Below are 26,815 nucleotides of genomic sequence, written 5' to 3' on the forward strand. Positions count from 1 at the left end.
AAGTTTGGGGTATTTACATTTTTTATTCTACAAATTAAAAGAGGTAAATATCATCCAACCTATCCGACTCTACAAAGTTTAGACGATAAGTTTATGAGACGGAGCAATAAAGGTATTTTTTATAGAAAAATTGATTCAAATATAAAAACTTTAGACATTAGTCAATAAATAATAAATAATAAATATAAAAAATAAAGGAATAAAACAATGGGTAAAAATGTGGTTCGATTAGGTGATCCAACAACACATGGCGGTTCGGTCATATCTGCATCCTCAACGATAGTAATTGAAGGAAAACCTGTCGCTTTGATTGGTGATCTAGTCAGTTGTCCTAAAAAAGATCATGGCATAAATAAAATTATTGAAGGAGCTAAAATGGGCTTTTCTGATGGTAAGCTTGTGGTCATTGATCAGTGTTTATGTGAATGTGGCTGTAAAGTTCTTTCTACAATTAACTCTGCAATAATGGAATAATATTATGTCTTGGCCTAAACCTATCATCATTGATACCTTAAAAGCACCTAAAGCATTACATCGTGGATGGTGGCTATTCTTTTTTATCATATTGATTTTAATTTCAAGTATTGTGCTTGCTTTATTATGGACTGATAACAATTATTTTTTGCAATGGCAATTTTGGTTAAGCATTATATTGATTTCGACCGTAATAGAGAGTATTGCACTTAGTATTCGGCTTTATCTTTATGGGCTGGCGCAAGAAGAATATGAACTATGGCTACATGAACAAAAGAATGTTGAGCAAAATTGGCAAAATTGGGCAATGCAATCATTAGTTGTTCTTGATAGTTTGTATGTTTTACCAAATGAACTCAAACTAAAAGACCTTTTGACAACTAATCCGGATGCGACTTCTAAAATTAATAAATCATTAGCATTTGAAGAAAAATTTGATTTGATTGAATCTATTGAAAGTTTATTTTTGTCAATGCGAGATGTGTTATCTCAACTTCCTATTAAGGAGCCGATCAATGTTATTGTTTACTCGTCACCTGAATCATATAATCTTATTGAAAATAAGTTTAATGATGTCTGTGATAGTGTAAAAATAGCACAACCTTATACAGTATCCTACCATGTTATGAATCATAGTGATATTGATAAATTAAATGAATGGATTGATAGTTCTCAATCAGTCATACACTTAATTATTATTAATAACGCTAACTCTTCAGGAACAGCTTTCTTGTGTGCTTTTTTATTGATGGATAAGGTATATTATCAAGATTTAGCAATCGACATAGCAAAAAGTGAAATTTTAAGGCCAATGATAACCTCGGATATGCCTTTAGGCGTTCAGCAGATGACCTCAATTCAACCAGCCATTCATCAGATAAAACGACTTTGGTTTTCAAATCTTGATAACAAAAAACAAGTAGATGTTACTAAACAGTTGGCTGAATGGGAAATTTCTCCTGAACAGATGTATCAATTAGAAAGTGTTGTTGGTAATCAAACAGAATTTTCTTTCTGGCTTTCACTAGCATTGACGTGCGAAACGGTAATTCAAACAAAACAAAATAATTTAATTGCAGCAATAAACCAAAATCAATGGTTGCTTTCAGTCGTGACAGCAGTGAATGGGGAATAGTAAATGAAAAATAAATGGAAAAACATTGGTTATATTTTGCTTATATTTTTAGGCGCCATATTATTAACCTTAGCACTTATTTTTTTTGGTGATAGGTTTGGTTATGACACAATGAAGGAAAAAACCACCATTTGGGTACAAGTAATGTTACTGCTATTAGGTTTGTTATTTTTACCTGCTATCTTCACAATGGGATACAAATTATGGAATCAAGAAAAAGCTAAGCGTGAGGAACTTAACCCAACAGAAAATAAAAAGCAAAAACAACAAAAAGTTATTCCATTTGCTGAATTTCTGGATATTCAAAAACAATGTCGATATCGTTATGGCTTCTTTTGGCGTTATAAAGTTTGTAAATGTTTAGTTTTGGGTCATCACTCTGACGTTGAGCATTTGTTACCTAATTTGTCACAAGATCAATGGCAATTGTCTGATAATACGCTCATAGTGTACGGTGGCGATATTCAAGATGAGTCAAATACACAATGGTTAGAAACCTTAAAAAAATACTTTTCGCGTATTTTACCATTTTTTAGCAAACCGCTTGATGCAGTTATTTGGGTTGTACCTAAGCATTATCTTGATAATAACCGCCAACAACAATTATTGCTTGAAAAGGCGGTATTAAAGCTACAAGCTCGTAATAAAGTTTTAAAATGGTCTGCACCGCTTTATTTAGTTGCAGGGCAGTCGAGTGAATGGTCACAAACAGGGCGGATAGAGCAGAGTGTTGGGGTGCTTTTCACTGAGTTAAAACAAGATGACATGGAATCTGTTGTTGTATCTCTTAATCAATTAGCAAAAGAGTGTAGTCAACGTGGCGTAAGACAGCTTAAAGATAATACTTGTTATTCGTTTTTGCTCAAATTAAGTCAGAATTTAGTTAAGCGCGATATTACGAATATTAGACGTTATTTAACATCTCTAATTGCTTTTCCTTATTCTCCTCATGTTCGAGGACTATTTTTTGCTCCTCCTCAATCAAAGTCAAATGATGAAAATATGCCTATTTTTGAGCATTCTTTAGCCATGACTCCGACATGGCAATCAATTCGAGATGATGCTAATTCGCAAATGGGGCGACGCATGGGGATCCAATGGGATATTTGGTCTTGTTATGCACTACTTTCACTTATGGGCGTAATGTGTATAGCGCTGTGTACTTCGTATTTTCGAAATGCATCGCTTATTGATGATAGTTTTGAACTTGTTAAGCAAGCCGATGATTCCATCAAACAAGATTATACTTCACGGTTGCAAATACAACATCAGTTACAACAGCATTTAGAGCAGTTACTTTATCGTCAACAACATGGTGCACCTTTATTTAATCGGTTTGGCTTAAATCATAATGATGAGGTACTTAAAAGAATGTGGCTTACCTATCGTGCAACAAATTCACGTAATATTGCTACGCCCTTTCATAATATCATGACCGATTATTTGAACTTATTAACTGAATTACCACCAGGCGATTCTCGTCGGGAAAAATTAGTCGATTCTGCATATGATGTATTAAAAGCTTATTTAATGATGGGACACCCAGATAAGAGTGATGGGCTTTATTTAAGCCAGTTTGCTACAACTAAATGGCGAGCACCAGAAGGTGTGAGTGATGGAGATTGGCAACGACTTATGCCTGATTTGGTTCGTTTTTGGGGACAGATGCTTAATTTACATCCTGATTGGGCACAAAGTAATGATACTCGTTTAGTTAAAGACGTTAGACAAATTTTAATTAATAAAATTGGTGTACAAAATGCTGTTAATACACTTTATCAAGAGATGATTCAACGAGCTAGCCAGCATTATGCAAATCAAAATATGAATCAGTTACTGGAAGGGTTAGACAGTCAAGTGCTATTTTCAACGGATACCGAGATTCCTGGCGTTTATACCCGCAAAGCTTGGGATAATACTATTAAAGATGAAATTGCTGAGGTGGCAAAATATCGAAAAGAACAAATTGATTGGGTATTGAGTGATGGAGAAAATGATTTAACTGCTTCAATTTCTCCTGATACGTTAAAAAAACAACTAACCGACCGTTATTTTAGTGAATATAGTGCTGCATGGTTAAACTTTTTAAATACAATTCAGTGGCATTCATCTAATAATGTTTCAGATGTTATTGAGCAACTTACATTACTGGCTGATACTCGCCAGTCTCCTTTAATTGCTTTAATCAACGTGGTTAAGTATCAGTCTGAAGTTGCTTATTCAGGTGATGGTTTATCCGATAATTTAATTCGTTCAGCCCAAGAGTTGATTGGAAATAAATCAAAGACAGGGTTGCCGATAAATAACGAGGCCTCTGGGCCATTAACAGCAACATTTTTACCTGTTACCAGTTTGCTTAATAATAACAATACGAATGGACTTTCTTTGCAGACCTATTTGTTACGCATTACTCAAGTTCGTTTAAAATTACAAAATATAGCCAATAGTGCCGATCCCCAAGCGATGATGCAAGGATTGGCGAAAAGTGTTTTTAAAGGTACTTCGATTGATTTAACAGAAACACGAGATTATGGAAACTTAATTGCCGCTAATTTAGGTGAAGAGTGGTCTGGATTTGGTTATAGCTTATTTAAACGACCGCTAGAACAATCATGGCAAGTGGTGTTAACGCCAGCGGCCAATAGTTTTAATGAGGTTTGGCAAAATTACATTGTTAGTCAATGGGAAAAATCTTTTGCTGGTCGCTATCCTTTTAAAAATAGTGACAACGAAGCATCATTGGCTGAGCTAGCCCGTTTTTTACGTGCCGATACAGGAATTATTGATAGTTTTATCACCAGTGAGCTAAGTGGAGTATTGGAAAAGAAAGGTGGAAGTTGGGTTATCAATTCAGTCAATGCTCAAGGTCTTAATTTTTCACCTAAGTTTCTTGATGCGCTAAAATTATTTAATGAATTATCAGCAGAATTGCTCACAACAGGGGATGTCGCTTTATCATTTGATATCATGCCTCGTAGTGGTAGCAAAATTACTCGGACAGAATTGGTGATTAATAAGCAAAAGTTGGAGTATTTTAATCAGTCTCCTACTTGGAAACGCTTTAATTGGCCAGGCGATGGATACTCACCTTATTCACAGCTAAGCTGGAGTAGTGATACGTCAGGATTACGGCTTTATAAATACTATAGTGGTGATTGGGCGTGGATCCGTTTACTTGGTTCAGCTTCTGTCAAACCGTTGGATTCAAGCCGTTATGAAATTGTTTGGAAAGCGCCAGATCAACGTAAGTTAAGATTTATTTTACGTACTCAGTTAGGGGGTGGCCCGTTAACATTATTGAAGTTACGTAATTTTACTTTACCGAAAACGGTATTTGAATAACAATTAATTAAAATATTGGATTATTATTATGTTTAGCCAATTATTAAGCCGTTTTTTAGGGCAACAAACCCCTAGTCAATCTATGACAAGAGAGTTAAACCAACGTTGGAATGACTGGTTGCAACCCATTACACCAGACCAGCCTACAGGAGAAGATTTAACCTATCACGACACATTCCAAGAAATTAAAGAAGAGATCGCAAAATTGTCTGGGATTGATTACCCACTGATTATTACTGAAAGTGAAACGATATTAAAACAAAATAGTAAAGATATTCGTGTTGCAACTTATTATTGTTTGGCACGCTTATATGTAGATGGTGCGGATGGCTTTGCTGATGGCGTTGAGCTGTTAGCTGGGTTACTGAATAAATTCGGTTCATCAATTTACCCTTCACGGCATAATATTCGTAAAAATGCGGTAGAATGGCTTGCTAATGCAAAATTTGTTGATCAACTTACTCAATTACGCCCTATACCTGAACTTTGCTTGACGCGTATTATTGTTGCGTTAAATCAAATTGATCATAGTTGCCAAAAACTTTTTGTTAGTGATGATCCTAATCAACCTATTGATTCGCCCGATTTATCAGCATTAGTTCACTTTTTTAATAGTGGTATAAGTCAACCTGCTAAAACGCCCAATGTTGCGCAAGCCACTCCGGTAGCCCCAGAACCTTCTTCGCAATTAGATTCGCCTAAAAATATAACTGGAATGAAGATTGGTTCTCAACGTGATTTGCTCGATCTGGCCCGTAAAATGGCGACTTTTTTGCGTGAAAAGCCTGATGGTTATCTTGCCGCTGGTCGCTTTTTAAGGGTGCTAAGATGGGATACGATTATTGATTTACCTCCTGCTGATCATCGGGGAAAAACACGATTACCAGCCCCAAGAACAGAGCTTAAACAGCATATTAGCCGTTTAATTCTTCAACAACAATGGTCAGAGCTTTTTGAACGTGTTGAAGCTGCTTTTATGGAAAGCGCTAATCATTTTTGGTTAGATTTGCAACGGGCAACGGTAATGTCGTTACAAAAAATGGGACAGCCTTATCAATCATGGGCGGATATTTATTTAACAGATATTGGGTTGATGTTAGAGCGGTTAAATGGTGTTGAGCACCTCTTTTTTGAAAATGGTATGCCATTCGCTGATGATGAAACATTAGATTGGATTGCAAATAATGCGCGTATTCATCATTTAGATGAAGGTGACAGTATGCAACCCATTGCAGTATCTGCTGATGATGATTGGAATGAAATTGAAAAACAAGCTTTAGAACTAGCTCATGCCGAAAGTTTAGAAAAAGCGTTTTATTGGCTACAAAACTTGCCATTGTTACGTTCCCCTAAACAACGTTTTTTATTGCAATATACACAGGCAAGAGTTGCAGAGCAACTTGGCAAGCAAGATATTGCATTAAAGCTATTTATTGGTTTGAATAATCAACAACAATCCTTGACATTATTACAGTGGGAGCAAGAATTGGTGTTTGAGGTTAAGCGATGTTTATTGCGATTAATCAAGCAAAAAACGAAATCTAAAGAGATAATCAAGCCACATTTGTTAGAGTTAGTTGAGTTATTACAACAAGAGCTAATTCATCTAGATCCAGCAAGGGCATTAAGTGTGATGTAATTTTATCAACAATAAAAAATAATCTGACTAAATAATATAAAGAATAAAGAGATAAACGATGGATGATTTAATTTTACGTTATTATGAATCAGAAATGCGTTACTTGCGAGATGCAGGAAAAGAATTTTCGAAAATTCATCCTGATAGAGCAAGTCAACTGAATTTAGATCGCGTTGGTGATCGTGATCCTTATGTGGAGCGATTATTTGAAGGCTTTGCTTTTTTAACTGGGCGGCTACGCCAAAAAATTGATGATGATTTACCTGAACTTACTGAAAGTTTAGTAAGCCTACTTTGGCCACACTATTTGCGGTTAATTCCGTCATTGTCTATTATTGAATTAACGCCAAATTATATGACATTATCTTGCCCAGAAGTGATTCCCAAAGGATTACAAGTACAGACAGAACCACTTGGTCAGGCAGGTACGCAGTGCCCATATCGTACGACACAAGCAGTGACACTACAACCAATAAAAATCAGTCAAGCAAAAATAGGTATCAATTATGATGGTCGAAGCATGATTACTCTTCGTCTCCGTTTTGGTGAGTTAGCTGATCTTAAACTACTTGACTTGTCCCAACTACGATTATATTTAAATGCAGATGGACCGATTGCATCAGCGTTATATTATGCGTTAACACAGCAGGTAGCTTCAATATACTTGCGTTATGCAACCCAACCTGAAAAACGCATAAATTTGCAAGGTAAAATAACCCCAGTCGGTTTTGGTGATGATGAGCGTTTGTGGCTAAAACCTGATAATGCTTTTGCTGGGTATCAACTATTATTAGAGTATTTTGCATTTCGTGAAAAATTTATGTTTGTTGATTTGCATGGGTTAGAGAAACATGCTATTCCGGAACAATGTGATTACATTGATATAGAACTATTGCTTAACCAAACTTGGCCAAGTGATATGCCTTTTGACCATAGCAATATTCGTTTGCATTGTGTACCAGCCATTAATTTATTCGATATGGAAGCTGATCCTATTGTTGTTAACCAATTAGAAAGTGAATATTTGCTTCGTCCATTATTGCGTCAAAGTGGACATGTAGAGGTTCATTCTGTTGAGCATGTTGAATCTATCACTCGTAATGGACGTTACCACTATGTCCCTTTTACGAGCTTTAAACATCGAGGTGGTATGTTACGGCATGATGCTCCAGAAAGGTATTATCATACTCGAGTTCGTAAAGGTGCATCGGGTTTACATGATACTTGGTTGATTTTGGGTGGTAAGATTTGGGATAAAGAGGATGAGCTTGAACCAGAAACTTTATCATTACGCATCACTGGTACTAATGGCATGTTACCTCGTAAAGCATTACGCAATGCTCGAATTCATGAGCTGTGTCATTCGCAAAATTTTATCGCAAAAGTGAGAAATTTATGCTCTCCAACGTTACCTTGTTATCCACCAACAGAAGATCGCTTTTATTGGCGGGTGCTATCGCATTTAGCACCTAATTATCTGTCATTAATGAATGCGGAAGTGTTGCGTGGAACACTTGCTTTATATGATTGGACTGATAACGAATTAAATCGCCGCCGTTTAGAGGGAATAGTAGAAGTTTCTCATCGAATGATCAAACGTATTGAAAAAGGGATGTTGCAACGCGGTATAGAAATTGAGGTGACAATTAATAGTTACCAATTTACAGGTGATGGTGATGTGATGCTTTTTGGTGAGTTGTTACACCAATTTTTTGCATTATATGCCGATGTTAACTTATTTACGCAATTAGCGATTATAGTTTTACCAACAGGAAATAAAATTGTATGGCATCACAGCAAAGCATCGAAAGCAGTCCTTTAATGCAGGCTCTTGAAAAGAACCTGCCAAAAATGAATTTTTATCGTTTTTGTCAGTTAATTGAACAAATTTATGCAGATGGTCCTGTGTTGGGTAAACACGAAACCCCAACAGCGGATCCTTTGCGTTTTGCTCCATCTATCGATATGTCTTTTCCGGCAAGTGAATTGAAATATATAGAGAGAGCGCCTTATATTAATCGGCCAACTACAGTTAGAACTCGATTTTTAGGGTTGTATGGTGTTGATGCTGCATTACCACTCGGCTTACTTGATAATATTATTCGCCGTGAAGAAAACTATCAAACCATGACCGACTTTTTAGATATATTTAACCATCGAATAATAACCCAATTTTATCGGATTTGGTTGAAATATCATTATCCAGCAAGCTTTTTAGATGGCGGAAAAGATCCGATATCACTATGTTTACTTGGATTAACGGGATTTGGTATTGAAGGAACGAGTAAACAAATTGGTACACCACTATCTCGTTTTTTAGCATTATTAGGTTTAATTACACAAAAAACACGTACAGCCGAAGGTATAGTTGGGTTAGTGCGAGTGTTAGTCAATGATGCAAAAGTTGTTGTAAGTGAGTTTCATCCTGTTTGGCAATCAATTGATAACCCCGCACAGTTGGGGGGAAAACGGCATGAACAAGCTGCTTTAGATGGTGGTGCTATATTAGGATCTCGCTTTAGAGAATGTAATCAAACCGTCCATATTGCAATTACTCCACAACATGAAAGCCAGATTGCAGATTTACTACCTGGTGGGCAATTATACTATGACTTATTGGCCCTATTACGCGCTTATCTGGGATATCAAGTGGATGCCAAAATGACGCTCTATATTCAGCGCCAATTTTTACCTCGTAGTCAATTGGTATCTAAAAATAGCCGATTAGGGCAAACTGCATCATTTACTAAAAAAACAGTAGATGGTGAACCTCTTCAAGATGAAGTCGCTGTAAATTTAGGTTGCTATTACGGCATTAGTTATGCAGCATAATATAAAGAAAGGAAATAAATATGAAAATAATTAATATATTCATTACTATCTTATTAACTATGTATCTAACAGGATGCGGTATTGCGCAAAGTGTCTCAGAAAAAGCGACTGATTTGAGCAACTCTATTTTTAAATGGGATGTAAGAACTTTGCATCTAGATATTACAGCAAGAGCTGAGTTAAATATGGATGATGAAGGGAGATCCTCGCCAGTTGTGATTCGAATTTATCAATTAAAAGAAGCTGACGTTTTTAATTCTGTTGCTTATCAAGAGTTAGTTGATCAAGATAGCGATGAACTAAAAGATTCATTGATTGAAAGTAAAGAAATAGTATTAAAGCCAGATACCGCTATTTCTATTGATGTTTCATTTGATAAGAAGGCTAAGGCGGTAGGTATTGCTGCGCTTTATAAAGAACCAGACTTAAAAGATAATAGCTGGCGACTAGTATTAAAACGCGGAGACTTAAACATTACTCAACCACGTCAAATAATCGCAAGTCAATACACAATAAAATTGGTGGAAGAAAAATAAATGAGTGCTTCATTATACGACCAACTTTATGGTTATTTTGAATCAGGCATAGCCGTTGAAGATGTAAGTGAAAATGAACAGACAATTATCAGCGTAATGGATAATATTGAACGTATTTTAAATAGCCGAGCAGGTGCTGTAAAACACATGCCAGATTATGGGTTACCCGATATGTCAACGATCTTTCAAGCTTTACCGTCATCGGCTTATGTTTTAATGAGAGCCATTGAGAAAACACTGCTTCTTTATGAACCAAGGCTTGCATCAATTAAGGTTAATATTGCAGAAGAAAGCAGTGATTCAATGGTGCTTGGTTATGAACTTATTTGTCATTTTAAAGAAGGTGGACTAGTTAAGTATGGGACTTATTTTATGCCCGACGGAAAAGCGTGTTTGAAATATACACGAAAAGATCGCAATTATAGGTATAGCTAAGAAGCAGTAGTTCATACTTAAGATAGTATAAACTAATTATGCATCGGTATTTATTTTGGCAAAATGGGAGACTGATAAATAAAATAACTCCTTCAGTTACTTTTACTTAAACTAAAACCTAAAAGAATTGGGTGATAGAATCGAGCTTCACCCGTAAAAGCAATTGCACAATATCTAAGATGGGAAGTGATGATAATAAAATTTTGCTTGGTGATTTAAAAATCATATATCATTTTTTTAAAATCATTTTCTATCATACTAAACATAATCTGTGTAAAGAAAATATCGGGGCATTTACATTTCATGATTAAATTAATCCACTAAAAACATATAGGGCTTTTTAATAGGCATTGCTTAAGCTTTTGTTCTCTCTCTTTTACGTCTCTAACTATTTACACTGCCGAAAATATGATATTGGTAATTTAACTTTTACAAATAGCGGAAAAAATACGGTGGAGTAAAAAGTTCAGATATCAAACGCTTAAAAGAACTTGAGACCGAAAATCACAAACTTAAACAGATAATTGCCGAATTGAATTTAAAATCACAGCTTCAGGAAGAAATCATAAAAGAATGTATGCCCATCAAGGAACAAAAACATGGGCAAAAGAACTACAAGCCACTAAATCAATCCAATTGTCATGAGCTCTTACTATTATCAACCTAAGTTATTGGATGATTGGATGATTAATTTAGTATTAAACGATATAGCTGAAAAACATTTACGCTGTGGTTTCCTAATGAAAGTAAGTTTTCCCGACCGATCGGTTAAAAAGTTATCTATTTCAGCAATACAGCAAGCTTCTAAAAAATGTGCTATGTCCATCCAAAACAGGGAAAATGCATTGAGTCCATTTATTACAGAATTTGGTAACCATATAAACCGTCACCTTTAACAGGTAAATACACAAAATTTAGAATAGTATCTCAACATCCCCTGCTACAATAGTTATTGTGCAAAAAAGTATCCATTAATCATAGATACTTTTTTATGCTTGATAACACTCAACCCAGCGTAAGTACTGTAACCAAAAAGGATCGAACTTACATTCAATTTTAACTGATAATGTATTATATCGGTTTGTTATTTGTTTAACTAATTGGAGTACTGACTGTTTATTTCCTACATACCATAGCATATTTCTTACACCTTCACTAAAACTGTTTTGGCAATGAATTCCCCTCTCATCAGCACGTAAAGCAAGATTAATAGCATCTTCTAATTCATAAACAAGTGAAAGTGTCTCTTTACTATCAACATCAACTATAACATTAAGTGCATAACAATAATTTTCATGTCCTAACAAAGAATTAGCCGCTTCATTACGATGCACTAACATTTTAAGATCTGTTAATTCAAATACAATCCATTGATCTTCTTGAATATTAAATATACCGGTATGTTTTAAATCTTCTTTCCATAACCGATCAAAAATAGTTACAAATTGGTTAGCAGGAATTGTGGTAGCACTCTGATCTATCTTTAAAAACTCAACAGCTTCTACTCTAACAGCAAAATCATATTCACCTAATAGATGATCGAGATAGATTAATGCCATCGTTTCTGCCTGTTTTATCATCTCTTCAGGGACTGTCTTAGCAAACATAATACCGATAGATATTTTACGACGACTTTCTTTGTATTGAATTAATAAATCAGTTGCACCTAATGAAAAAGAACTCTCTTTAGATGTTATAACAAATGTATCTACATTATTAATGCGCTGACGAAATGCTTCTACTTCGAAAAACTGAAGATCAGGTGCCTGTCGGAAAATTTCTATTACATATTCGAAGCGTTCAATTTTTCCATCCGCAGTAAAAATAATTTTATGTTTCTTAGTATCCCCTACAGTAATTTCAGCAATGACATCTAACTGATTTTCATCTAATAGATTATTAATATTTTTCATTATATCTAAAATATCAAGTTCATTAAGAGATTGTTCAGAATTTTTTACTTGTTGCCAAAAATCTCGAATCATCGCACTTAAATAATCTTGTGTGCTTTGTTGCTCTTTTGGTGTGTTTTTAATATCAGGTGGTGATTTTTTCCAAAACTTTTTGAAAAACATATACATTATCCTCTTAACTCAATAAAAATCATACAAAAATAGCATTAATAATACACTATATTCATTTAAATTTTATAACTATTAATCATCTAATAAGATAATTAATTAAAATATTAATGATATAATATTCAGCAATATGATTATCAATATCAGACTAAAGTGTTAAATCAATAGCATTATCTTGTTGTAATTTAGTGCTAACTTCAAATTATTTTGAAAATGTTCTAAAAAGATTCAAGATATAGATTTGCCAGTGTTTAGAATTATAGTGCATCACATCCTATCTACTACTTATTCAAGTATTTTATTTAGTTTCTTATTTTTAGTTACTTAATAAGCTGATTTTTTAAATCAGTGAGAGCATTGCTGTTTGTTAAAGCTCTAACTATTTTTTTGAAGAAATTTTTTGGCGAGGATGAGTTATAGCAAATTAAGCTTCTGGAGAATATTTTAACATATTGAAAGATTTTTATATTTGTCATCTTATCCTCGCTTCGTTATCGGCGCATTCTAATGCCAATATTATGATAAAATAATCTTCCTTGAGTATTTCTTTTGTATAAATAATCAGTTTGATTGAGGAATTTATTTTGCTTACTTTTTGCACCATACTTATTTTTTCACTTGCTAGCTTCTAATTTATTATTTTATTAAAATAAAATGATAACTTCATAATTCATTATACTATTCAAACTAAACAATGTTAAAAAAATACTTTTTATTATTCACTTTGTTATTTTGTATCCCAATCTGTTGGGCTGATGGTTTAACAAAACAGCAGGCGGAAAATCTTGAACTTGCAGGGGTTAAGCTTGGAATAACCGAATTGGAACTGGTTGAATTACTCAAAAACAAATATCACCTTTCTGAAAATGACATAAAAATTAGTGAAATGAAAATGCGATTACCGCCATCAAAAATAGGCAAAAAATCGATAATCGAAGGCACAATCAAAAGCTATGAAATAACTTTAAATGTCAACAATCAAGACGAAAAATTAACAATTAGACTTGAAGATGACTTAGAGCGTAATCCTACCAAATTAGTTGTGTTCAATGTTTATAAAAAAATGACATACACAGCAGAAATAGAGCAGAAAGTTTATAAAGAATTAACCCAAAAATATGGTAAAGAAGAATATAAAAACATAGTAGGGGATAAAATATGGAGCTATAAACCATACGCTTTACATCTATCCCGAGAAACTGACGGTAAGTTTTATGTCGCAATTTTGACCGAAAAATATCGCAAGCAAAAAACAGGATCGCAGTAAAAACGAAATAGTTGCATAAACGGTTAATTTGGCTAAAAAACACCAAAAACTTTAATAAAGTTAATATCTGCATTAACTAATTTTTGCCTAAAAGTTTTTTGTTTTTGTGAATAAATAGGGATGGGTGTAGAGGTGTTAATGTTGGCTAAAACACGATTGAACAAGTGATTTTACTGTTCAATCGTGCTTTTACTATATCAAATTAACCAAAAAACTTTTTCACTTTGTCAAAGAAGCTTTTTTCTTTGGGACTGTGTTTAGAGTTTTTATCAGCTTTAAAGCTTTCACCTAACTCTTTTAGTAACTCTTTTTGTTTACTGGTTAAATTAACTGGTGTTTCAACTACAACATGACAGTAAAGATCACCGACAGCATTACCACGCAACGATTTTATGCCTTTACCTCGTAGTCGGAACATTTTTCCTGTTTGTGTTTCAGCAGGAATTGTTAAGCTGACCTTGCCATTAAGTGTTGGCACTTCAACTTCGCCACCAAGTGATGCTAATACAATATTAATTGGAATTTCACAATGTAAGTTTGTACCGTCTCGTTCAAAAATAGCATGTGATTTAACTTGCACTTGTACGTATAAATCACCAGATGGCGCACCATTTAATCCAGCTTCACCTTCACCAGAAAGTCGGATACGATTTCCTGTATCAACACCAGCAGGAATAGTAACAGATAATGTTTTTGTTTTTTGTACTCGGCCTTCACCGTGACATTTTTTACATGGATTTTTAACTACTTTACCGCGACCATGACAAGTTGGACACTCTTGTTGCACAGCAAAAAAGCCTTGGCGCATTTGTACAACACCGGCACCATGACATGTGTTACACGTTACCACATCAGAAGGCTTTTCGGTTCCTTGTCCATGGCAAGTATCACAGCTTACTAACGTTGGAACTTTAATTTCTTTACTAACACCTGCGGCAGCTTCTTCTAATGTTAGTGTGATATTGTATTGTAAGTCATTGCCGCGAGATGCAGTTTGTCCACGACCTCGACCACCACCAAAGAAATCACTGAATATATCGTCAAAAGCTCCGCCGCCAAATCCACCAAAGCCTCCGAATCCTCCTGCACCGCCTTGACCTTGTTCAAAAGCAGCATGGCCATATTGATCATAAGCCGCCTTTTTTTGCGGATCGGTTAGGACTTCGTAAGCTTCTTTTACTTCTTTGAATTTTTCTTCAGCTTCGGCTTTGTTATCCTGATTTTTATCAGGATGATATTTCATGGCTAGGCGTTTATAGGCTTTTTTTATCTCACTTTCACTGGCACTTTTACTGACGCCCAATGTTTCATAATAATCTTTCTTCGCCATAATTAACCTTTATTTTTATCTGTTTTCATAAACAACTAAACGGGCTTGAGTTACCTCGCGCCCGTTTAATGTATTACATGTTTAAAACTTGTTGGAATAACTCATTAAAAAACATAGTAACTAATGATTATTTTTTATTATCATCAACTTCTTTGAAGTCTGCATCAACAACATCATCTTGCGCATTAGAGCTTCCACTATTTGTTTCTGCACCTTGAGCTGCTTGAGCTTGTTGTTGTGCTAATTCAAGCAATTTTTTAGAAGCTTCCATTAATGCATTAATTTTTGCTTCAATTTCTGCTTTATCTTCGCCACGAGCGGCAGTTTCTAAAGCACTTACGGCATCTTCAATTGCTTTTTTATCATCAGCTGATAACTGATCACCTGCTTCAGTCACTTGTTTACGTGTTGAATGAACTAGATGATCTGCTTGGTTACGAGTTTGAGCTAGTTCTTCAAATTTACGATCTGCATCGGCATTTGCTTCTGCATCATTAACCATTTTTTGAATCTCTTCTTCACTTAATCCTGATGAGGCTTTAATCGTAATTTTTTGTTCACGTCCAGTGTTTTTGTCTTTAGCTGATACATGTAAAATACCGTCAGCATCAATATCAAAAGTAACTTCAATTTGTGGCATACCGCGAGGTGCAGGTTGAATACCGTCTAGGTTAAATTGACCTAATGATTTGTTATCACCCGCACGTTTACGTTCGCCTTGTAATACATGAATGGTTACTGCTGATTGATTGTCTTCAGCTGTTGAGAACACTTGACTATGTTTTGTTGGAATAGTTGTGTTCTTTTCAATTAAAGTTGTCATTACACCACCCATAGTCTCAATACCTAAAGACAATGGAGTTACATCAAGTAATAAAACATCTTTAACATCACCACCAAGTACACCACCTTGAACAGCCGCACCAACAGCAACCGCTTCGTCAGGGTTTACATCTTTACGTGGCTCTTTACCAAAAAAGTCAGCAACCGCTTTTTGAACCATTGGCATACGAGTTTGCCCACCAACAAGAATAACGTCTTTAATGTCAGAAACAGAAAGACCTGCATCTTGTAATGCTGTTTTTACAGGATCCATTGAACGTTTAACTAAATCTTCTACTAATGATTCTAATTTAGCGCGAGTCACTTTAATATTTAAATGTTTTGGACCACTTGCATCAGCAGTGATATAAGGTAAATTAATATCAGTTTGTTGCGCTGATGATAATTCAATTTTCGCTTTTTCTGCCGCTTCTTTTAGTCGTTGCATTGCTAGCGGATCATTTTTTAGATCGAAGTTTTGTTCACGTTTAAATTCGTCAACTAAATAATTGATTAAGCGTGAGTCAAAATCTTCACCACCTAAGTGAGTATCACCATTTGTTGCTAATACTTCAAAGGTTTTTTCGCCATCAACATCGTCAATTTCGATAATAGATATATCAAATGTACCACCACCAAGGTCATAAACCGCAATAGTTCGGTTACCTACATCTTTATCTAAACCATAAGCAAGCGCTGCGGCTGTTGGTTCGTTGATGATACGTTTTACATCAAGTCCTGCAATACGACCAGCATCTTTAGTTGCTTGACGTTGTGCATCGTTAAAATAAGCAGGAACAGTAATAACCGCTTCAGTTACTGCTTCACCAAGATAATCTTCTGCTGTTTTTTTCATTTTTTTCAATACTTCAGCAGAAATTTGTGGCGGTGCAATTTTTTGACCTTTAACATCAACCCATGCGTCGCCATTGTCAGCTTTTACGATCTTATATGGCATGATGCTAACGTCACGTTGTACTTCGGCATCTTCAAAACGACGACCAATTAAACGTTTAATTGCAAATAGTGTATTTTGTGGATTGGTTACTGCTTGACGTTTTGCTGGTTGACCAACTAAGATTTCTCCATCTTGTGTATAAGCAATAATAGAAGGGGTTGTACGATCGCCTTCAGCGTTTTCTAATACTTTTGCTTGACCATTGTCCATTACAGCAACACATGAATTTGTTGTACCTAAATCAATACCAATAATTTTACCCATAATCTTTTCTCCTCAAAACCTGTATTTTATTTCTTGTATATAAGTCTTAAATTTTAATTTTCAAGCCCTTACCTCACAAAGAAATGTTTTTTGTTTTCACATAAATGGGAACGTTATTATTAATATCAAGGGGGTACAAAAAAATTATTTTTCTAAAACCTTGATTATGGCGTTTTCTACACTTATTATTGCCGCTCTTTAATCATCTTACTTAATTTATAGGATCCTTATGGAACAAACAAAACTTGCAAATCCTGGCCCTCTTGGCTTAATGGGATTTGGTATGACAACAATTTTATTGAATATTCATAATGCTGGATTTTTTCCTGCTATGACAGTAATTGTCTCAATGGGTATTTTTTATGGAGGCCTTGCGCAAGTCATTGCTGGCATTTTAGAATTTCGAAAAGGTAATACGTTTGGTACAACGGCATTTACTTCTTATGGTTTCTTTTGGATTGCGTTAGTGGGTATTTGGTATTTACCAACTTCACCAGCGACAGCGCCATCTGATGCCACTTTTGTTGGTATTTTCCTTGCGTTATGGGGAATTTTTACTGGCTTTATGTTTATTGGTACATTAAAAGGCAACCGCGCATTACAATTTGTTTTTGCTAGTTTAACCGTTTTATTTGCTTTATTAGCTATTGGTAATATTTCAGGTAACCATGGCATTATTCATATTGCAGGTTTTGAAGGCATTATTTGTGGAGCAAGTGCTGTTTATTTAGCAATGGCAGAAGTGATTAATGAGCAATTTGGTCGTACGGTTTTACCGATTGGTGCACCTAAAGGCGCTGCACATTAATAATTTAATTTAGTCTATCGTTAATAAAAAACGGGGAATATTCCCCGTTTTTTTATATCAAATAATTATCGCTAAAACCAATTATTTTTTATAAGCGTCGTTATGAACACCAACCGCCGCACGTCCAGATGGATCGTTTAAGTTCTTAAATGATTCATCCCATTCAATTGCTTTAGCAGTTGAACATGCAACAGTTGGACCACCTGGTACACAATGAGCTGCACTTTCAACTGGAAATAGTTCATTGAAAATTTCACGATACATATAAGCTTCTTTCGAAGTTGGCGTATTATATGGGAAGCGGAATTTTGCATTTTCTAATTGCTGATCAGTAATTTTACTTTCTGCAATTTCTTTTAATGTATCAATCCAACTATAACCAACACCATCAGAGAATTGTTCTTTTTGACGCCAAACAACAGATGCAGGTAAGTAAGACTCAAATGCTTCACGGACAATATGTTTTTCCATTTTGCCATTGCTACCACACATTTTATCTTTTGGATTAATGCGCATTGCGACATCTAAGAATTTTTTATCAAGGAATGGTACTCGAGCTTCAACGCCCCAAGCCGCCATTGCTTTATTCGCACGTGCACAATCATACATATGTAGTGCTGCTAATTTACGTACGGTTTCTTCATGGAACTCTTTAGCATTTGGCGCTTTGTGGAAATAGAGGTAACCGCCGAACACTTCATCAGCACCTTCACCAGAAAGTACCATTTTTATTCCCATTGCTTTGATTTTACGTGCCATTAAATACATTGGTGTTGAAGCACGGATTGTGGTGACATCATAAGTTTCAATGAAATAAATTACGTCACGAATAGCATCAATACCTTCTTGAATGGTAAAGTTAATTTCGTGGTGAACTGTACCTAGATGATCAGCAACCGCTTGTGCAGCTTTTAGATCTGGAGCACCTTTTAAACCTACAGCAAATGAGTGTAACTGTGGCCACCATGCTTCTGATTTTTCGTGATCTTCAACACGACGTGCTGAGAATTTTTTAGTGATCGCTGAAATGACGGAAGAATCAAGTCCACCTGACAATAAAACACCATATGGCACGTCAGACATTAAATGACTTTTTACAGACTCTTCTAATGCAACACGCAGTGCATTAATATCCGTCTTATTGTCTTTCACATTTTCGTAATCCATCCAGTCACGTTTGTAATACGTTTTGATTTCACCTTCGGTACTAGATAGATAGCATCCTGGAGGGAAAGCTTCAATTGTTTTACAAACAGGCACTAATGCTTTCATTTCAGAGGCAACATAAAATGTGCCATTTTCATCATGACCTGTATACATTGGAATAATACCAATATGGTCACGGCCAATAAAATAGCTGCCTTTATTGATATCATAAAGGATAAAAGCAAACATACCTTGTAATTCATCAAGGCAATCAATACCTTTTTCTTGATATAAAGCAAGAATCACTTCACAGTCAGAACCTGTTTGAAACTCATAACGATCTTTGTACTGATTTCGGAGTTCTTGATGATTATAAATTTCGCCATTTACCGCTAAAACTAGGGTTTTATCTTTATTATAAAGAGGCTGAGATCCTGTATTAACATCTACAATTGATAAACGTTCATGAGCAAGAATTGCTTTATCAGACGCAAAGATACCAGACCAATCAGGACCACGATGACGCTGTAGACATGATAGCTCTAATGCTTTTGTTCGTAGTTGTTCTGGATCTGATTTAATATCAAGAATACCTAAAATCGAACACATTGATTTTCTCCATTTCAAATCGCATAAGCGATACTGTTACAAGTAAAAACTAACTAGATAAATTTTTTTATTTTGTTAAACATAAAACAAATATTTAAACAAACAGAATACACATTATTTATACACAATTAAAGCATAATGTGATTATACTTTTCTTACTACTGAAAAAAGTAGCAATTATTTTTTTAACCATTGGCCTTGTCGCTTTATATATTGACCTGCTGGGGTCTTTTCTTGCGCTTTACTACCGGCCTTTTTTTCTACTTCATTTAAAGGGACATTACTTTCAGCTGATACTTTTTGGTATTGTTCTTTACGAGCCTGATTAATTAATTGCGCAATTTCAGAAGCGTTACCTTCGTTTTTCACTACACCTAAATAACCATCAGCCTGTTCACCAACTATCCCTTGAGCTTTGGCTTGGCTTAATGAATCTATTGCTTGATCTAAATTTAATGCAAACGCAGAAAAAGATAACACAACTGAAAATAATGCCAAGGTTGCTTTCTTACAGATATTCATAACAAACTCCTTAATAAATACATCGTATTTTATTTATTTGAATGTGAGTATAGATTTTTATTAATACTTATAATCAAAAAGACAGATAAAAATAAAACTTATTAATTAATATAATCCAGATTTATTGATTATATTATCTAAAGCTTTATCAACCTTAATATTAATTTCATGGTCTATCTTAACATTTAAATTGATATTAATTGGTTCACTCGGTGCTTGAACTTTAACTGTTGGTGAACATCCCGTTAATACACCTGCTAATATTATAATTGCAATAACATTTCGTACCATAAAATAACCCCTTATTTTGAAGATTTATTTTTTAAATAAGCTTCAATACGTTTACGGATTGGCTCACTAATTTGATCGGATAACTGTAAACTCATGAGCAATTTAGTCATATTTTCTTCAAGGTTGATATTTAAATTAACCGCTTTGCCATTTTCGACATCCAAATTACTGCCTTGAATATTCAATTTTAATTTGGCAATGTCATTAGCGTAATCAACTGCGCCTTGTAACTTAGTATAATGAAAATTTTTAATAATATCAGTGAGTATTTTCATATTGGGGTTATTTTGCCCATAGCTTTTGAGAGCAGAATTTTCAAATTGTAAATAACCCTCGTTGATCGTAACTAACTTGCCATTGTTAATGACAAATTTTAAAGCTGTTTCACCCTTTTTCTTTATCTCTGATAACGTAATAGGTAAAACTCCATCAATTGCACCATCACCAGCAAGCCCTTCAGAAGGATATTGCTTAAAAATATCTTTTAGTTGTATCTGTTTTAACCTTAAATTAAATTGTTGGGGTAATTTAGCTAAATTCAATTTATTTTCTTCAATAAAAACCAAACCAGAGAAGATATTAGCTTGAGCTTTTTTCCATGTAACCGTTCCTTTGTTTGGTGCTTTAAACGAAGCTAAATAGCTTCCAACTAATTTAATCTTTTCAAAAGCGATCCCCATATTTACTTCTTGAATATTTAATGCCGGTGTTGAAATAGTAAATTGGTTATCTTTGATAATAATATTGATATCGCCTGTAACCGATTTGATTTCACTAGTTTTATAAATACCATTGAGTTTATTAATGGTTAATGTTGCTATAGCAGATAGTTGGTTACTATCAAATGGAATGTTTGATTTAAGTTGAATATTGAAATCTCCATTGGAAGAACCAAGGATTAAATCATCAGAAAGATTTGCTTTTTCTAAACTAATTGATGCTTTATCCGAAGTTGTTAATTCCAATTGATGACTAGATAGCCAACCAGTAAACGGTAAAACTAAATTACTATTTTGTAAACCAAATTGATTTAGGGATGTTTTAAAAAGGCCGTTTTGTATGTCAATCCGCAAAGCCTGTTGATTAAACAACAAAGTGGCAGACAATTGTGTTATTTCTTGGGTATTGGTTGATAAATTAAGTTGTATTGCTTCTTGCTGTTTACTTATATCAACTTTTAAATCTAATCTCGCTTTATTTTGTTCATAAAATCGCAGTGTATCTATATGAATCGTTTTAGGTAACCAATAAATAATAGTTGAAATCAAAGAGAGATCGGGATCAGATTGATTAAGCGTTTCAGTCGTTGTATCAACCGTGTTTTCAATAGTTTCTAAAGCTATTTCAGATTCATTGGGTTGCCAATAAATATCTAAATTGTTTGCAGTTAACTGCGATAATGAAATTGATAAATTTTTAGCAGTTATAGAAACTTGGGATGGTTTACTGACAGTAAGTTCGTCAAAAGTAAGACCTTTAAAGCCAACGCTAGCACCATGCCAATCAACAATAATCCCATTTTTCTGCTTGAAAGTCTGCCAATAATGCCATCCAAACAAGCAAAACAGTATGAGGAAAAATAAGATACTGAGTAAGATCCAATAGCGTTTTTTTAAGCGAACCATAGAAGTTCTCACTTTGACAAAAAGGGTTACAGGGATTTCCCTGTAATAAATATATTAATTTTGAGATTGCTCACGTTGATTAATATATGCCAAAGCCTTATCAATTCTAGCAAGCGCTCGTTTTTTTCCTACCGCAAAAACAGTTGCATCAACCGATGGCGATTGCCCGATACCTGTTACAGCAACGCGTAATGGCATGCCAACTTTACCCATACCAACATTAAGCTCGGTTGCAGTTGCTTCAATCGCATGATGAATTTTATCAATTTGCCAATCAAAGTCAGCAATAGCTTCAATTTTTGCTTTAATTGTTTCTAATGGCTGTTTGGCGACTGGGCGCAAATGTTTTTTAGCTACATCGGCATCATAATCTTCAAAATCTCGATAGCAATAAGCACATGATTCAGCCATCTCTTTAAGCGTTTTACAACGTTCACCAAATAACTTAATAATAGTGATAAGATCAGGACCTTGTGATAAATCATATCCTTGTTGGTTCATATGCCAAATTAAATGTTGAGCAACATAATCCGCATCAAGATGGTTGATATAATGGTGATTTAACCAAAGTAATTTTTCAGTATTAAAGGCACTGGCTGATTTACTAACCGCATCTAATGAAAAATAACTAATCATTTCCGGAACAGAAAATATCTCTTGATCACCGTGTGACCAACCAAGACGCACTAAATAGTTAAGTAATGCTTCGGGCAAATAACCATCATCACGATATTGCATGACACTAACCGCTCCGTGACGTTTAGATAATTTTTGTCCATCATCCCCTAAAATCATTGATACATGACCATATTTAGGAATTGGCGCTCCTAATGCTTCTAGAATATTGATCTGGCGTGGTGTGTTGTTGATGTGATCTTCACCACGAATAACATGGGTAATTTCCATATCCCAATCATCAACAACGACACAGAAATTATAAGTTGGTGAACCATCAGTGCGGCGAATAATAAGATCATCAAGCTCTTTATTAGCAATCTCAATTGGACCACGGATTAAATCATTAAAAATAACGGTGCCATCAGTAGGGTTAGCAAAACGAACAACATGTGGCTCATCATGAGTATGCTCTTGTTGTACTGAAGCACAACGGCAATGCCCATCGTAACGCGCTTTTTCACCTTTTGCCATTTGCTCTTCACGCAATTTTTCAAGGCGCTCTTTAGAACAGTAGCAACGATAAGCTGTGCCTTTGGCTAACATTTCATCGATGACTTGATTATAACGATCAAAGCGTTTAGTTTGATAATAAGGACCTTCGTCCCATGATAATTTTAACCAATTCATACCTTCCATTATTGCTTCAATCGCTTCAGGCGTTGAGCGCTCAAGATCGGTATCTTCAATGCGTAATACAAATGCACCTTTTGCATGGCGAGTATAAAGCCAAGAATAAAGTGCTGTACGAGCACCACCTACATGTAAATAGCCTGTTGGGCTAGGTGCAAAACGGGTTTTGATTTTCATGAAATAATCCTAATAATAACGAAAATAGAGCTTTAACAACAACACGAATACCAGCACCATTTCCTTTAATTCTGCCATATATCAACAAGCAGAATAATATGTTTGTATCGATTCAATTTAGTTGCTTATTCTAACACGCCGAAAGGTTTCGGCAATAGTTCCATTATAGTTAACAGGTTAATTTAACTTGTTAAAAAGTTTCAGGAAAGTATACGTTTAAGTATAATATCAGCCTTAACTAGACAGATAAGGCTGAATTATTTAGTACGAATTTAGTATGATTAATGTGCTTCATCCCAATTATCACCCACACCTACATCCACCTTTAATGGTATAGATAGTTGGTAACAATTTTCCATGATCGATTTTATTTGGGCTTTATATTGCTCAACTAATTCTTCTTTTACTTCAAATACTAACTCATCGTGTACTTGCATAACCATTCTAATATTACCTACAGGCAAGCTTTTTATCCATTCGCTTACCTTAATCATTGCTGTTTTAATAATATCAGCCGCTGTACCTTGCATTGGAGCATTAATGGCAGCACGCTCAGCACCGCGTCGTTCAATACCACTTCCTGATTTTATTTTAGGAAGATATAAACGTCGACCAGATAGGGTTTCAACATAACCTTGTTCAGCAGCTTGTTGGCGAATTTGGTCCATATACGCTTGAACACCTGGATAGCGCTCAAAATAACGATCGATATAAAACTGAGCTTCTTTACGCGCAATATTAATTTGTTTGGATAAACCAAAGGCGCTCATACCGTAAATTAATCCAAAGTTAACCGCTTTTGCACGTCTTCGCTCTTCAGAAGTCACTTCAGATTCAGTTTTACCCAAAATTTCACTAGCCGTAACACGGTGAATGTCTTTATCATGAGAAAAAGCATAAAGTAAACTTTTATCTTGTGATAGATGCGCCATGATCCGTAATTCAATTTGCGAGTAGTCTGCCGAAATAATTTTATATCCCTTTGGTGCAATAAAAGCTTGGCGAATTCGTCGCCCTTCTTCATTTCGCACTGGGATATGTTGTAAATTTGGCTCATTTGAAGACAATCGCCCAGTTACAGTACCAATTTGATTATAATTGGTATGAATACGATGATCGATAGGACTAACCATCAATGGCAATTTATCGGTATAGGTATTTTTTAACTTAGCTAAACTACGATAAAGCAAGATCATGCGTGGCAATTCGTATTGATTAGCTAGCTCACTCAAAACATCTTCACTGGTTGATGGTTCGCCCTTTGGTGTCTTTTTGAGAACTGGTAATTGATGTTTATCAAATAAAAGAGCTTGAATCTGTTTAGGTGATGCTGGATTAAATTTTTCACCTGCCAACAATTGTAACGTTTCTTGAATTTCGTTTAATTTCTTTCTCAATTCACTAGAATGTTTATTTAATAACTTGACATCAATCAAAACGCCTGTTCGTTCCATTTCTGCTATCAAAGTGGTGAGAGGCATTTCAATATCTGTGAATAGAGCTTTTAATTTTTCATCTTTTTCAAGATCTGGCCATAATTTATTATGCAATTGTAAGGTAACATCAGCATCTTCAGCAGCATATTGTGTGGTTTTTTCCACATCAATATTATCAATAGTAACCTGAATTTTATCAAATTTAGTTAATTCATCATAAGTAATGGTTTTATGATCCAAATAACGATTGGCCAAACTATCCATATCATGACGGTCAGTACTATTTAATACATAAGATTCAATCATAGTATCAAACGCAATCCCTTGTATGGTTATGCCATAATTTGCTAGCACGCTGTAATCAAATTTTGCATTTTGGGCAATTTTTTTGATTTCTGGATTTTCAAATATTGGTTTTAATTTAGCTAATACATCATCTAGTGGTAATTGTTTAGGAACACCTAAATACTGATGAGAAAGTGGTATATAAGCCGCTTGATGAGGTTCAACACTTAATGATATACCAACTAATTTAGCATGCACGTGATCAACATTATCTGTTTCAGTATCAAAAGCAAATAGTCCGCTATTTGTTAATTTTGTGATCCATTCATCTAATTGCTTTTCAGTTAATATACACTGGTAATCAGTCTCTCTTTTTTGTGTTGTTGTTTGTTCTTCTTGAATGAAGTAATTATCATCACCTTCTATAACTTGATTTTTCTGCTGATTTAAAAAAGTACCAGCCATTAATTCTTTTTGCCAACGATGAAAACCATAATAATTAAATAATTCAACTAGAGCCTTAACATCAATATCACCTACCAATAATTGTTCATTGGAAAAATCTAACTTAACATCAGTTTTGATTGTTGCAAGTAAATAAGAAAGATCGGCATCATTTTGATTATCAATCAATTTCTGTTTTAAAGATTTAGCGCCTCGGATCTTCAATTTTTCAATATCGTCTAACCGATTATAAATATCTTCTACACCATCAAATTCAGATAACAAACTTTGTGCTGTCTTTTCACCTATACCTGGTACGCCAGGAATATTATCAGACGAATCGCCTCTTAAAGCTAAATAATCAATAATTTTTTCTGGCGGAACACCAAATTTCTTTATTACCCCTTGTGAATCTAATTGGGTATTATTCATCGTATTAATCAATGTAATTCTATCGCTCACTAGCTGTGCCATATCTTTATCACCAGTACTGATTAATACTTCTAGATTCTCCCTCTCAGCCTGTCTTGCTAATGTACCAATTACATCATCTGCTTCAACACCTTCAATACAAAGTAATGGTAATCCCATGGCTTTCAAAATAGTATGAATAGGTTCGATTTGCGGACGAAGATTTTCAGGCATTTCATCTCGCGTGGCTTTATATTCATTATAAAGCTCATTGCGAAATGATCCTCCTTTTGCATCAAAAACCACGGCAATATGTGTAGGATTGTACTGATTAATTAAACTACGAACCATATTAACCACACCAAAAATAGCGCCTGTAGGCTCACCTTTAGCATTGGTTAATGGTGGACAAGCAAAAAAAGCACGATAAAGATAAGATGATCCATCAATTAAAATAATCGGTGTATTATTTGGCATTATGGTTACCTAAACATTATTTAATTTAATGGCTGATAGTATAACACCTAATTGGCAATAATATTCTTACCAAGTCAACAATATAATGTAAAAAAGTTTCAGGTAACACTATGTTTCAGTATAAAATCATGTGTAAACAACTGTATATTGCGCAATGAGTG

20 protein-coding genes are annotated in these 26,815 nt (G+C 34.7%); 11 read left to right on the top strand and 9 right to left on the bottom strand.

From position 1 onward, the window contains the following. The first annotated feature begins 207 nt into the window (after positions 1-207). From B9N71_RS08740 to B9N71_RS08780, 9 genes are all read left to right on the top strand, one after another. Entirely contained in the window at positions 208-474 is a 267-nt protein-coding gene (locus B9N71_RS08740; RefSeq protein ID WP_085165574.1) for a PAAR domain-containing protein, read from the top strand. A 4-nt stretch (positions 475-478) separates the two neighbouring features. After that, on the top strand, positions 479-1,609 hold the full coding sequence (locus tag B9N71_RS08745) for a KPHS_23130 family T6SS system protein (protein ID WP_085165576.1): 1,131 nt from the start codon (positions 479-481) through the stop codon (positions 1,607-1,609). Between the two features lie 3 nt (positions 1,610-1,612). Next, a complete protein-coding gene (locus B9N71_RS08750; RefSeq protein WP_085165578.1) occupies positions 1,613-4,951 on the top strand; it encodes an ImcF-related family protein in 3,339 nt (1,112 codons plus the stop codon). 28 nt (positions 4,952-4,979) lie between these two features. Continuing rightward, complete coding sequence (gene tssA / locus B9N71_RS08755; RefSeq protein ID WP_085165580.1) at positions 4,980-6,590, top strand: type VI secretion system protein TssA; 1,611 nt, start codon at positions 4,980-4,982, stop codon at positions 6,588-6,590. 58 nt (positions 6,591-6,648) lie between these two features. Then, a complete protein-coding gene (gene tssF / locus B9N71_RS08760; protein ID WP_085165582.1) occupies positions 6,649-8,412 on the top strand; it encodes a type VI secretion system baseplate subunit TssF in 1,764 nt (587 codons plus the stop codon). Further along, positions 8,376-9,422 (top strand): type VI secretion system baseplate subunit TssG, encoded by a 1,047-nt coding sequence (gene tssG, locus B9N71_RS08765; protein WP_085165584.1) that lies wholly within the window; start codon positions 8,376-8,378, stop codon positions 9,420-9,422. Before tssF ends, tssG begins: the two co-directional genes overlap by 37 nt. Positions 9,423-9,442: 20 nt before the next feature. Then, the gene (gene tssJ / locus B9N71_RS08770; protein WP_065590737.1) at positions 9,443-9,958 is read left to right on the top strand and encodes a type VI secretion system lipoprotein TssJ; all 516 of its coding nucleotides are present in this window, start codon (positions 9,443-9,445) and stop codon (positions 9,956-9,958) included. Next, positions 9,959-10,393, top strand: coding sequence for a type VI secretion system baseplate subunit TssE (tssE, locus tag B9N71_RS08775; RefSeq protein WP_065611080.1), 435 nt, complete (start codon positions 9,959-9,961; stop codon positions 10,391-10,393). It begins immediately after the preceding gene. 641 nt (positions 10,394-11,034) lie between these two features. Then, positions 11,035-11,289, top strand: a complete 255-nt coding sequence (locus tag B9N71_RS08780; protein WP_143422098.1) for a hypothetical protein — start codon at positions 11,035-11,037, stop codon at positions 11,287-11,289. Between the two features lie 93 nt (positions 11,290-11,382). On the opposite strand, the gene B9N71_RS08785 is transcribed toward B9N71_RS08780, so the two are convergent. Further along, the gene (locus tag B9N71_RS08785) at positions 11,383-12,468 is read right to left on the bottom strand and encodes a DUF695 domain-containing protein (RefSeq protein ID WP_085165589.1); all 1,086 of its coding nucleotides are present in this window, start codon (positions 12,466-12,468) and stop codon (positions 11,383-11,385) included. Positions 12,469-13,168: 700 nt separating this feature from the next. Here B9N71_RS08785 and B9N71_RS08790 point away from each other — a divergent pair. Next, positions 13,169-13,741 (top strand): hypothetical protein, encoded by a 573-nt coding sequence (locus B9N71_RS08790; RefSeq protein WP_085165591.1) that lies wholly within the window; start codon positions 13,169-13,171, stop codon positions 13,739-13,741. A gap of 202 nt (positions 13,742-13,943) precedes the next feature. On the opposite strand, the gene dnaJ is transcribed toward B9N71_RS08790, so the two are convergent. Then, positions 13,944-15,071, bottom strand: coding sequence for a molecular chaperone DnaJ (dnaJ, locus tag B9N71_RS08795; RefSeq protein ID WP_085165593.1), 1,128 nt, complete (start codon positions 15,069-15,071; stop codon positions 13,944-13,946). A 127-nt stretch (positions 15,072-15,198) separates the two neighbouring features. After that, on the bottom strand, positions 15,199-17,115 hold the full coding sequence (gene dnaK / locus B9N71_RS08800; protein WP_085165595.1) for a molecular chaperone DnaK: 1,917 nt from the start codon (positions 17,113-17,115) through the stop codon (positions 15,199-15,201). Positions 17,116-17,344: 229 nt separating this feature from the next. On the opposite strand from dnaK, the gene satP reads away from it, so the two are divergent. Beyond that, the gene (gene satP / locus B9N71_RS08805) at positions 17,345-17,923 is read left to right on the top strand and encodes an acetate uptake transporter (RefSeq protein WP_034911261.1); all 579 of its coding nucleotides are present in this window, start codon (positions 17,345-17,347) and stop codon (positions 17,921-17,923) included. Positions 17,924-18,004: 81 nt separating this feature from the next. Here satP and asnB read toward each other — a convergent pair whose 3' ends face one another. From asnB to polA, 6 genes are all read right to left on the bottom strand, one after another. Continuing rightward, complete coding sequence (gene asnB / locus B9N71_RS08810) at positions 18,005-19,678, bottom strand: asparagine synthase B (protein ID WP_034911264.1); 1,674 nt, start codon at positions 19,676-19,678, stop codon at positions 18,005-18,007. Between the two features lie 177 nt (positions 19,679-19,855). Next, positions 19,856-20,200 (bottom strand): YdbL family probable chaperone protein, encoded by a 345-nt coding sequence (locus tag B9N71_RS08815; RefSeq protein WP_085165597.1) that lies wholly within the window; start codon positions 20,198-20,200, stop codon positions 19,856-19,858. Between the two features lie 105 nt (positions 20,201-20,305). Further along, on the bottom strand, positions 20,306-20,491 hold the full coding sequence (locus B9N71_RS08820) for a YnbE family lipoprotein (RefSeq protein ID WP_034911268.1): 186 nt from the start codon (positions 20,489-20,491) through the stop codon (positions 20,306-20,308). A gap of 11 nt (positions 20,492-20,502) precedes the next feature. Next, complete coding sequence (locus tag B9N71_RS08825; RefSeq protein WP_085165599.1) at positions 20,503-22,116, bottom strand: intermembrane phospholipid transport protein YdbH family protein; 1,614 nt, start codon at positions 22,114-22,116, stop codon at positions 20,503-20,505. A 54-nt stretch (positions 22,117-22,170) separates the two neighbouring features. Further along, positions 22,171-23,601 carry a glutamate--tRNA ligase gene (gene gltX, locus B9N71_RS08830; protein WP_085165601.1) on the bottom strand — a complete coding sequence of 477 codons (1,431 nt, stop codon included), beginning with the start codon at positions 23,599-23,601 and terminating at the stop codon, positions 22,171-22,173. A gap of 281 nt (positions 23,602-23,882) precedes the next feature. Further along, positions 23,883-26,654: a DNA polymerase I gene (gene polA, locus B9N71_RS08835; RefSeq protein ID WP_085165603.1), complete on the bottom strand. Its 2,772-nt coding sequence runs from the start codon at positions 26,652-26,654 to the stop codon at positions 23,883-23,885. Positions 26,655-26,815 lie beyond the last annotated feature (161 nt).

The sequence above is a fragment of the Gilliamella bombi genome (genome assembly GCF_900103255.1).
Lineage (GTDB): Bacteria > Pseudomonadota > Gammaproteobacteria > Enterobacterales > Orbaceae > Gilliamella > Gilliamella bombi.

Coding starts and splice junctions, on each gene's coding strand:
- B9N71_RS08740 (WP_085165574.1), top strand. CDS start 208: ATGGGTAAAAATGTGGTTCGATTAGGTGATCCAACAACACATGGCGGT.
- B9N71_RS08745 (WP_085165576.1), top strand. CDS start 479: ATGTCTTGGCCTAAACCTATCATCATTGATACCTTAAAAGCACCTAAA.
- B9N71_RS08750 (WP_085165578.1), top strand. CDS start 1,613: ATGAAAAATAAATGGAAAAACATTGGTTATATTTTGCTTATATTTTTA.
- tssA (WP_085165580.1), top strand. CDS start 4,980: ATGTTTAGCCAATTATTAAGCCGTTTTTTAGGGCAACAAACCCCTAGT.
- tssF (WP_085165582.1), top strand. CDS start 6,649: ATGGATGATTTAATTTTACGTTATTATGAATCAGAAATGCGTTACTTG.
- tssG (WP_085165584.1), top strand. CDS start 8,376: ATGGCATCACAGCAAAGCATCGAAAGCAGTCCTTTAATGCAGGCTCTT.
- tssJ (WP_065590737.1), top strand. CDS start 9,443: ATGAAAATAATTAATATATTCATTACTATCTTATTAACTATGTATCTA.
- tssE (WP_065611080.1), top strand. CDS start 9,959: ATGAGTGCTTCATTATACGACCAACTTTATGGTTATTTTGAATCAGGC.
- B9N71_RS08780 (WP_143422098.1), top strand. CDS start 11,035: ATGAGCTCTTACTATTATCAACCTAAGTTATTGGATGATTGGATGATT.
- B9N71_RS08785 (WP_085165589.1), bottom strand. CDS start 12,468: ATGTTTTTCAAAAAGTTTTGGAAAAAATCACCACCTGATATTAAAAAC.
- B9N71_RS08790 (WP_085165591.1), top strand. CDS start 13,169: ATGTTAAAAAAATACTTTTTATTATTCACTTTGTTATTTTGTATCCCA.
- dnaJ (WP_085165593.1), bottom strand. CDS start 15,071: ATGGCGAAGAAAGATTATTATGAAACATTGGGCGTCAGTAAAAGTGCC.
- dnaK (WP_085165595.1), bottom strand. CDS start 17,115: ATGGGTAAAATTATTGGTATTGATTTAGGTACAACAAATTCATGTGTT.
- satP (WP_034911261.1), top strand. CDS start 17,345: ATGGAACAAACAAAACTTGCAAATCCTGGCCCTCTTGGCTTAATGGGA.
- asnB (WP_034911264.1), bottom strand. CDS start 19,678: ATGTGTTCGATTTTAGGTATTCTTGATATTAAATCAGATCCAGAACAA.
- B9N71_RS08815 (WP_085165597.1), bottom strand. CDS start 20,200: ATGAATATCTGTAAGAAAGCAACCTTGGCATTATTTTCAGTTGTGTTA.
- B9N71_RS08820 (WP_034911268.1), bottom strand. CDS start 20,491: ATGGTACGAAATGTTATTGCAATTATAATATTAGCAGGTGTATTAACG.
- B9N71_RS08825 (WP_085165599.1), bottom strand. CDS start 22,116: ATGGTTCGCTTAAAAAAACGCTATTGGATCTTACTCAGTATCTTATTT.
- gltX (WP_085165601.1), bottom strand. CDS start 23,601: ATGAAAATCAAAACCCGTTTTGCACCTAGCCCAACAGGCTATTTACAT.
- polA (WP_085165603.1), bottom strand. CDS start 26,654: ATGCCAAATAATACACCGATTATTTTAATTGATGGATCATCTTATCTT.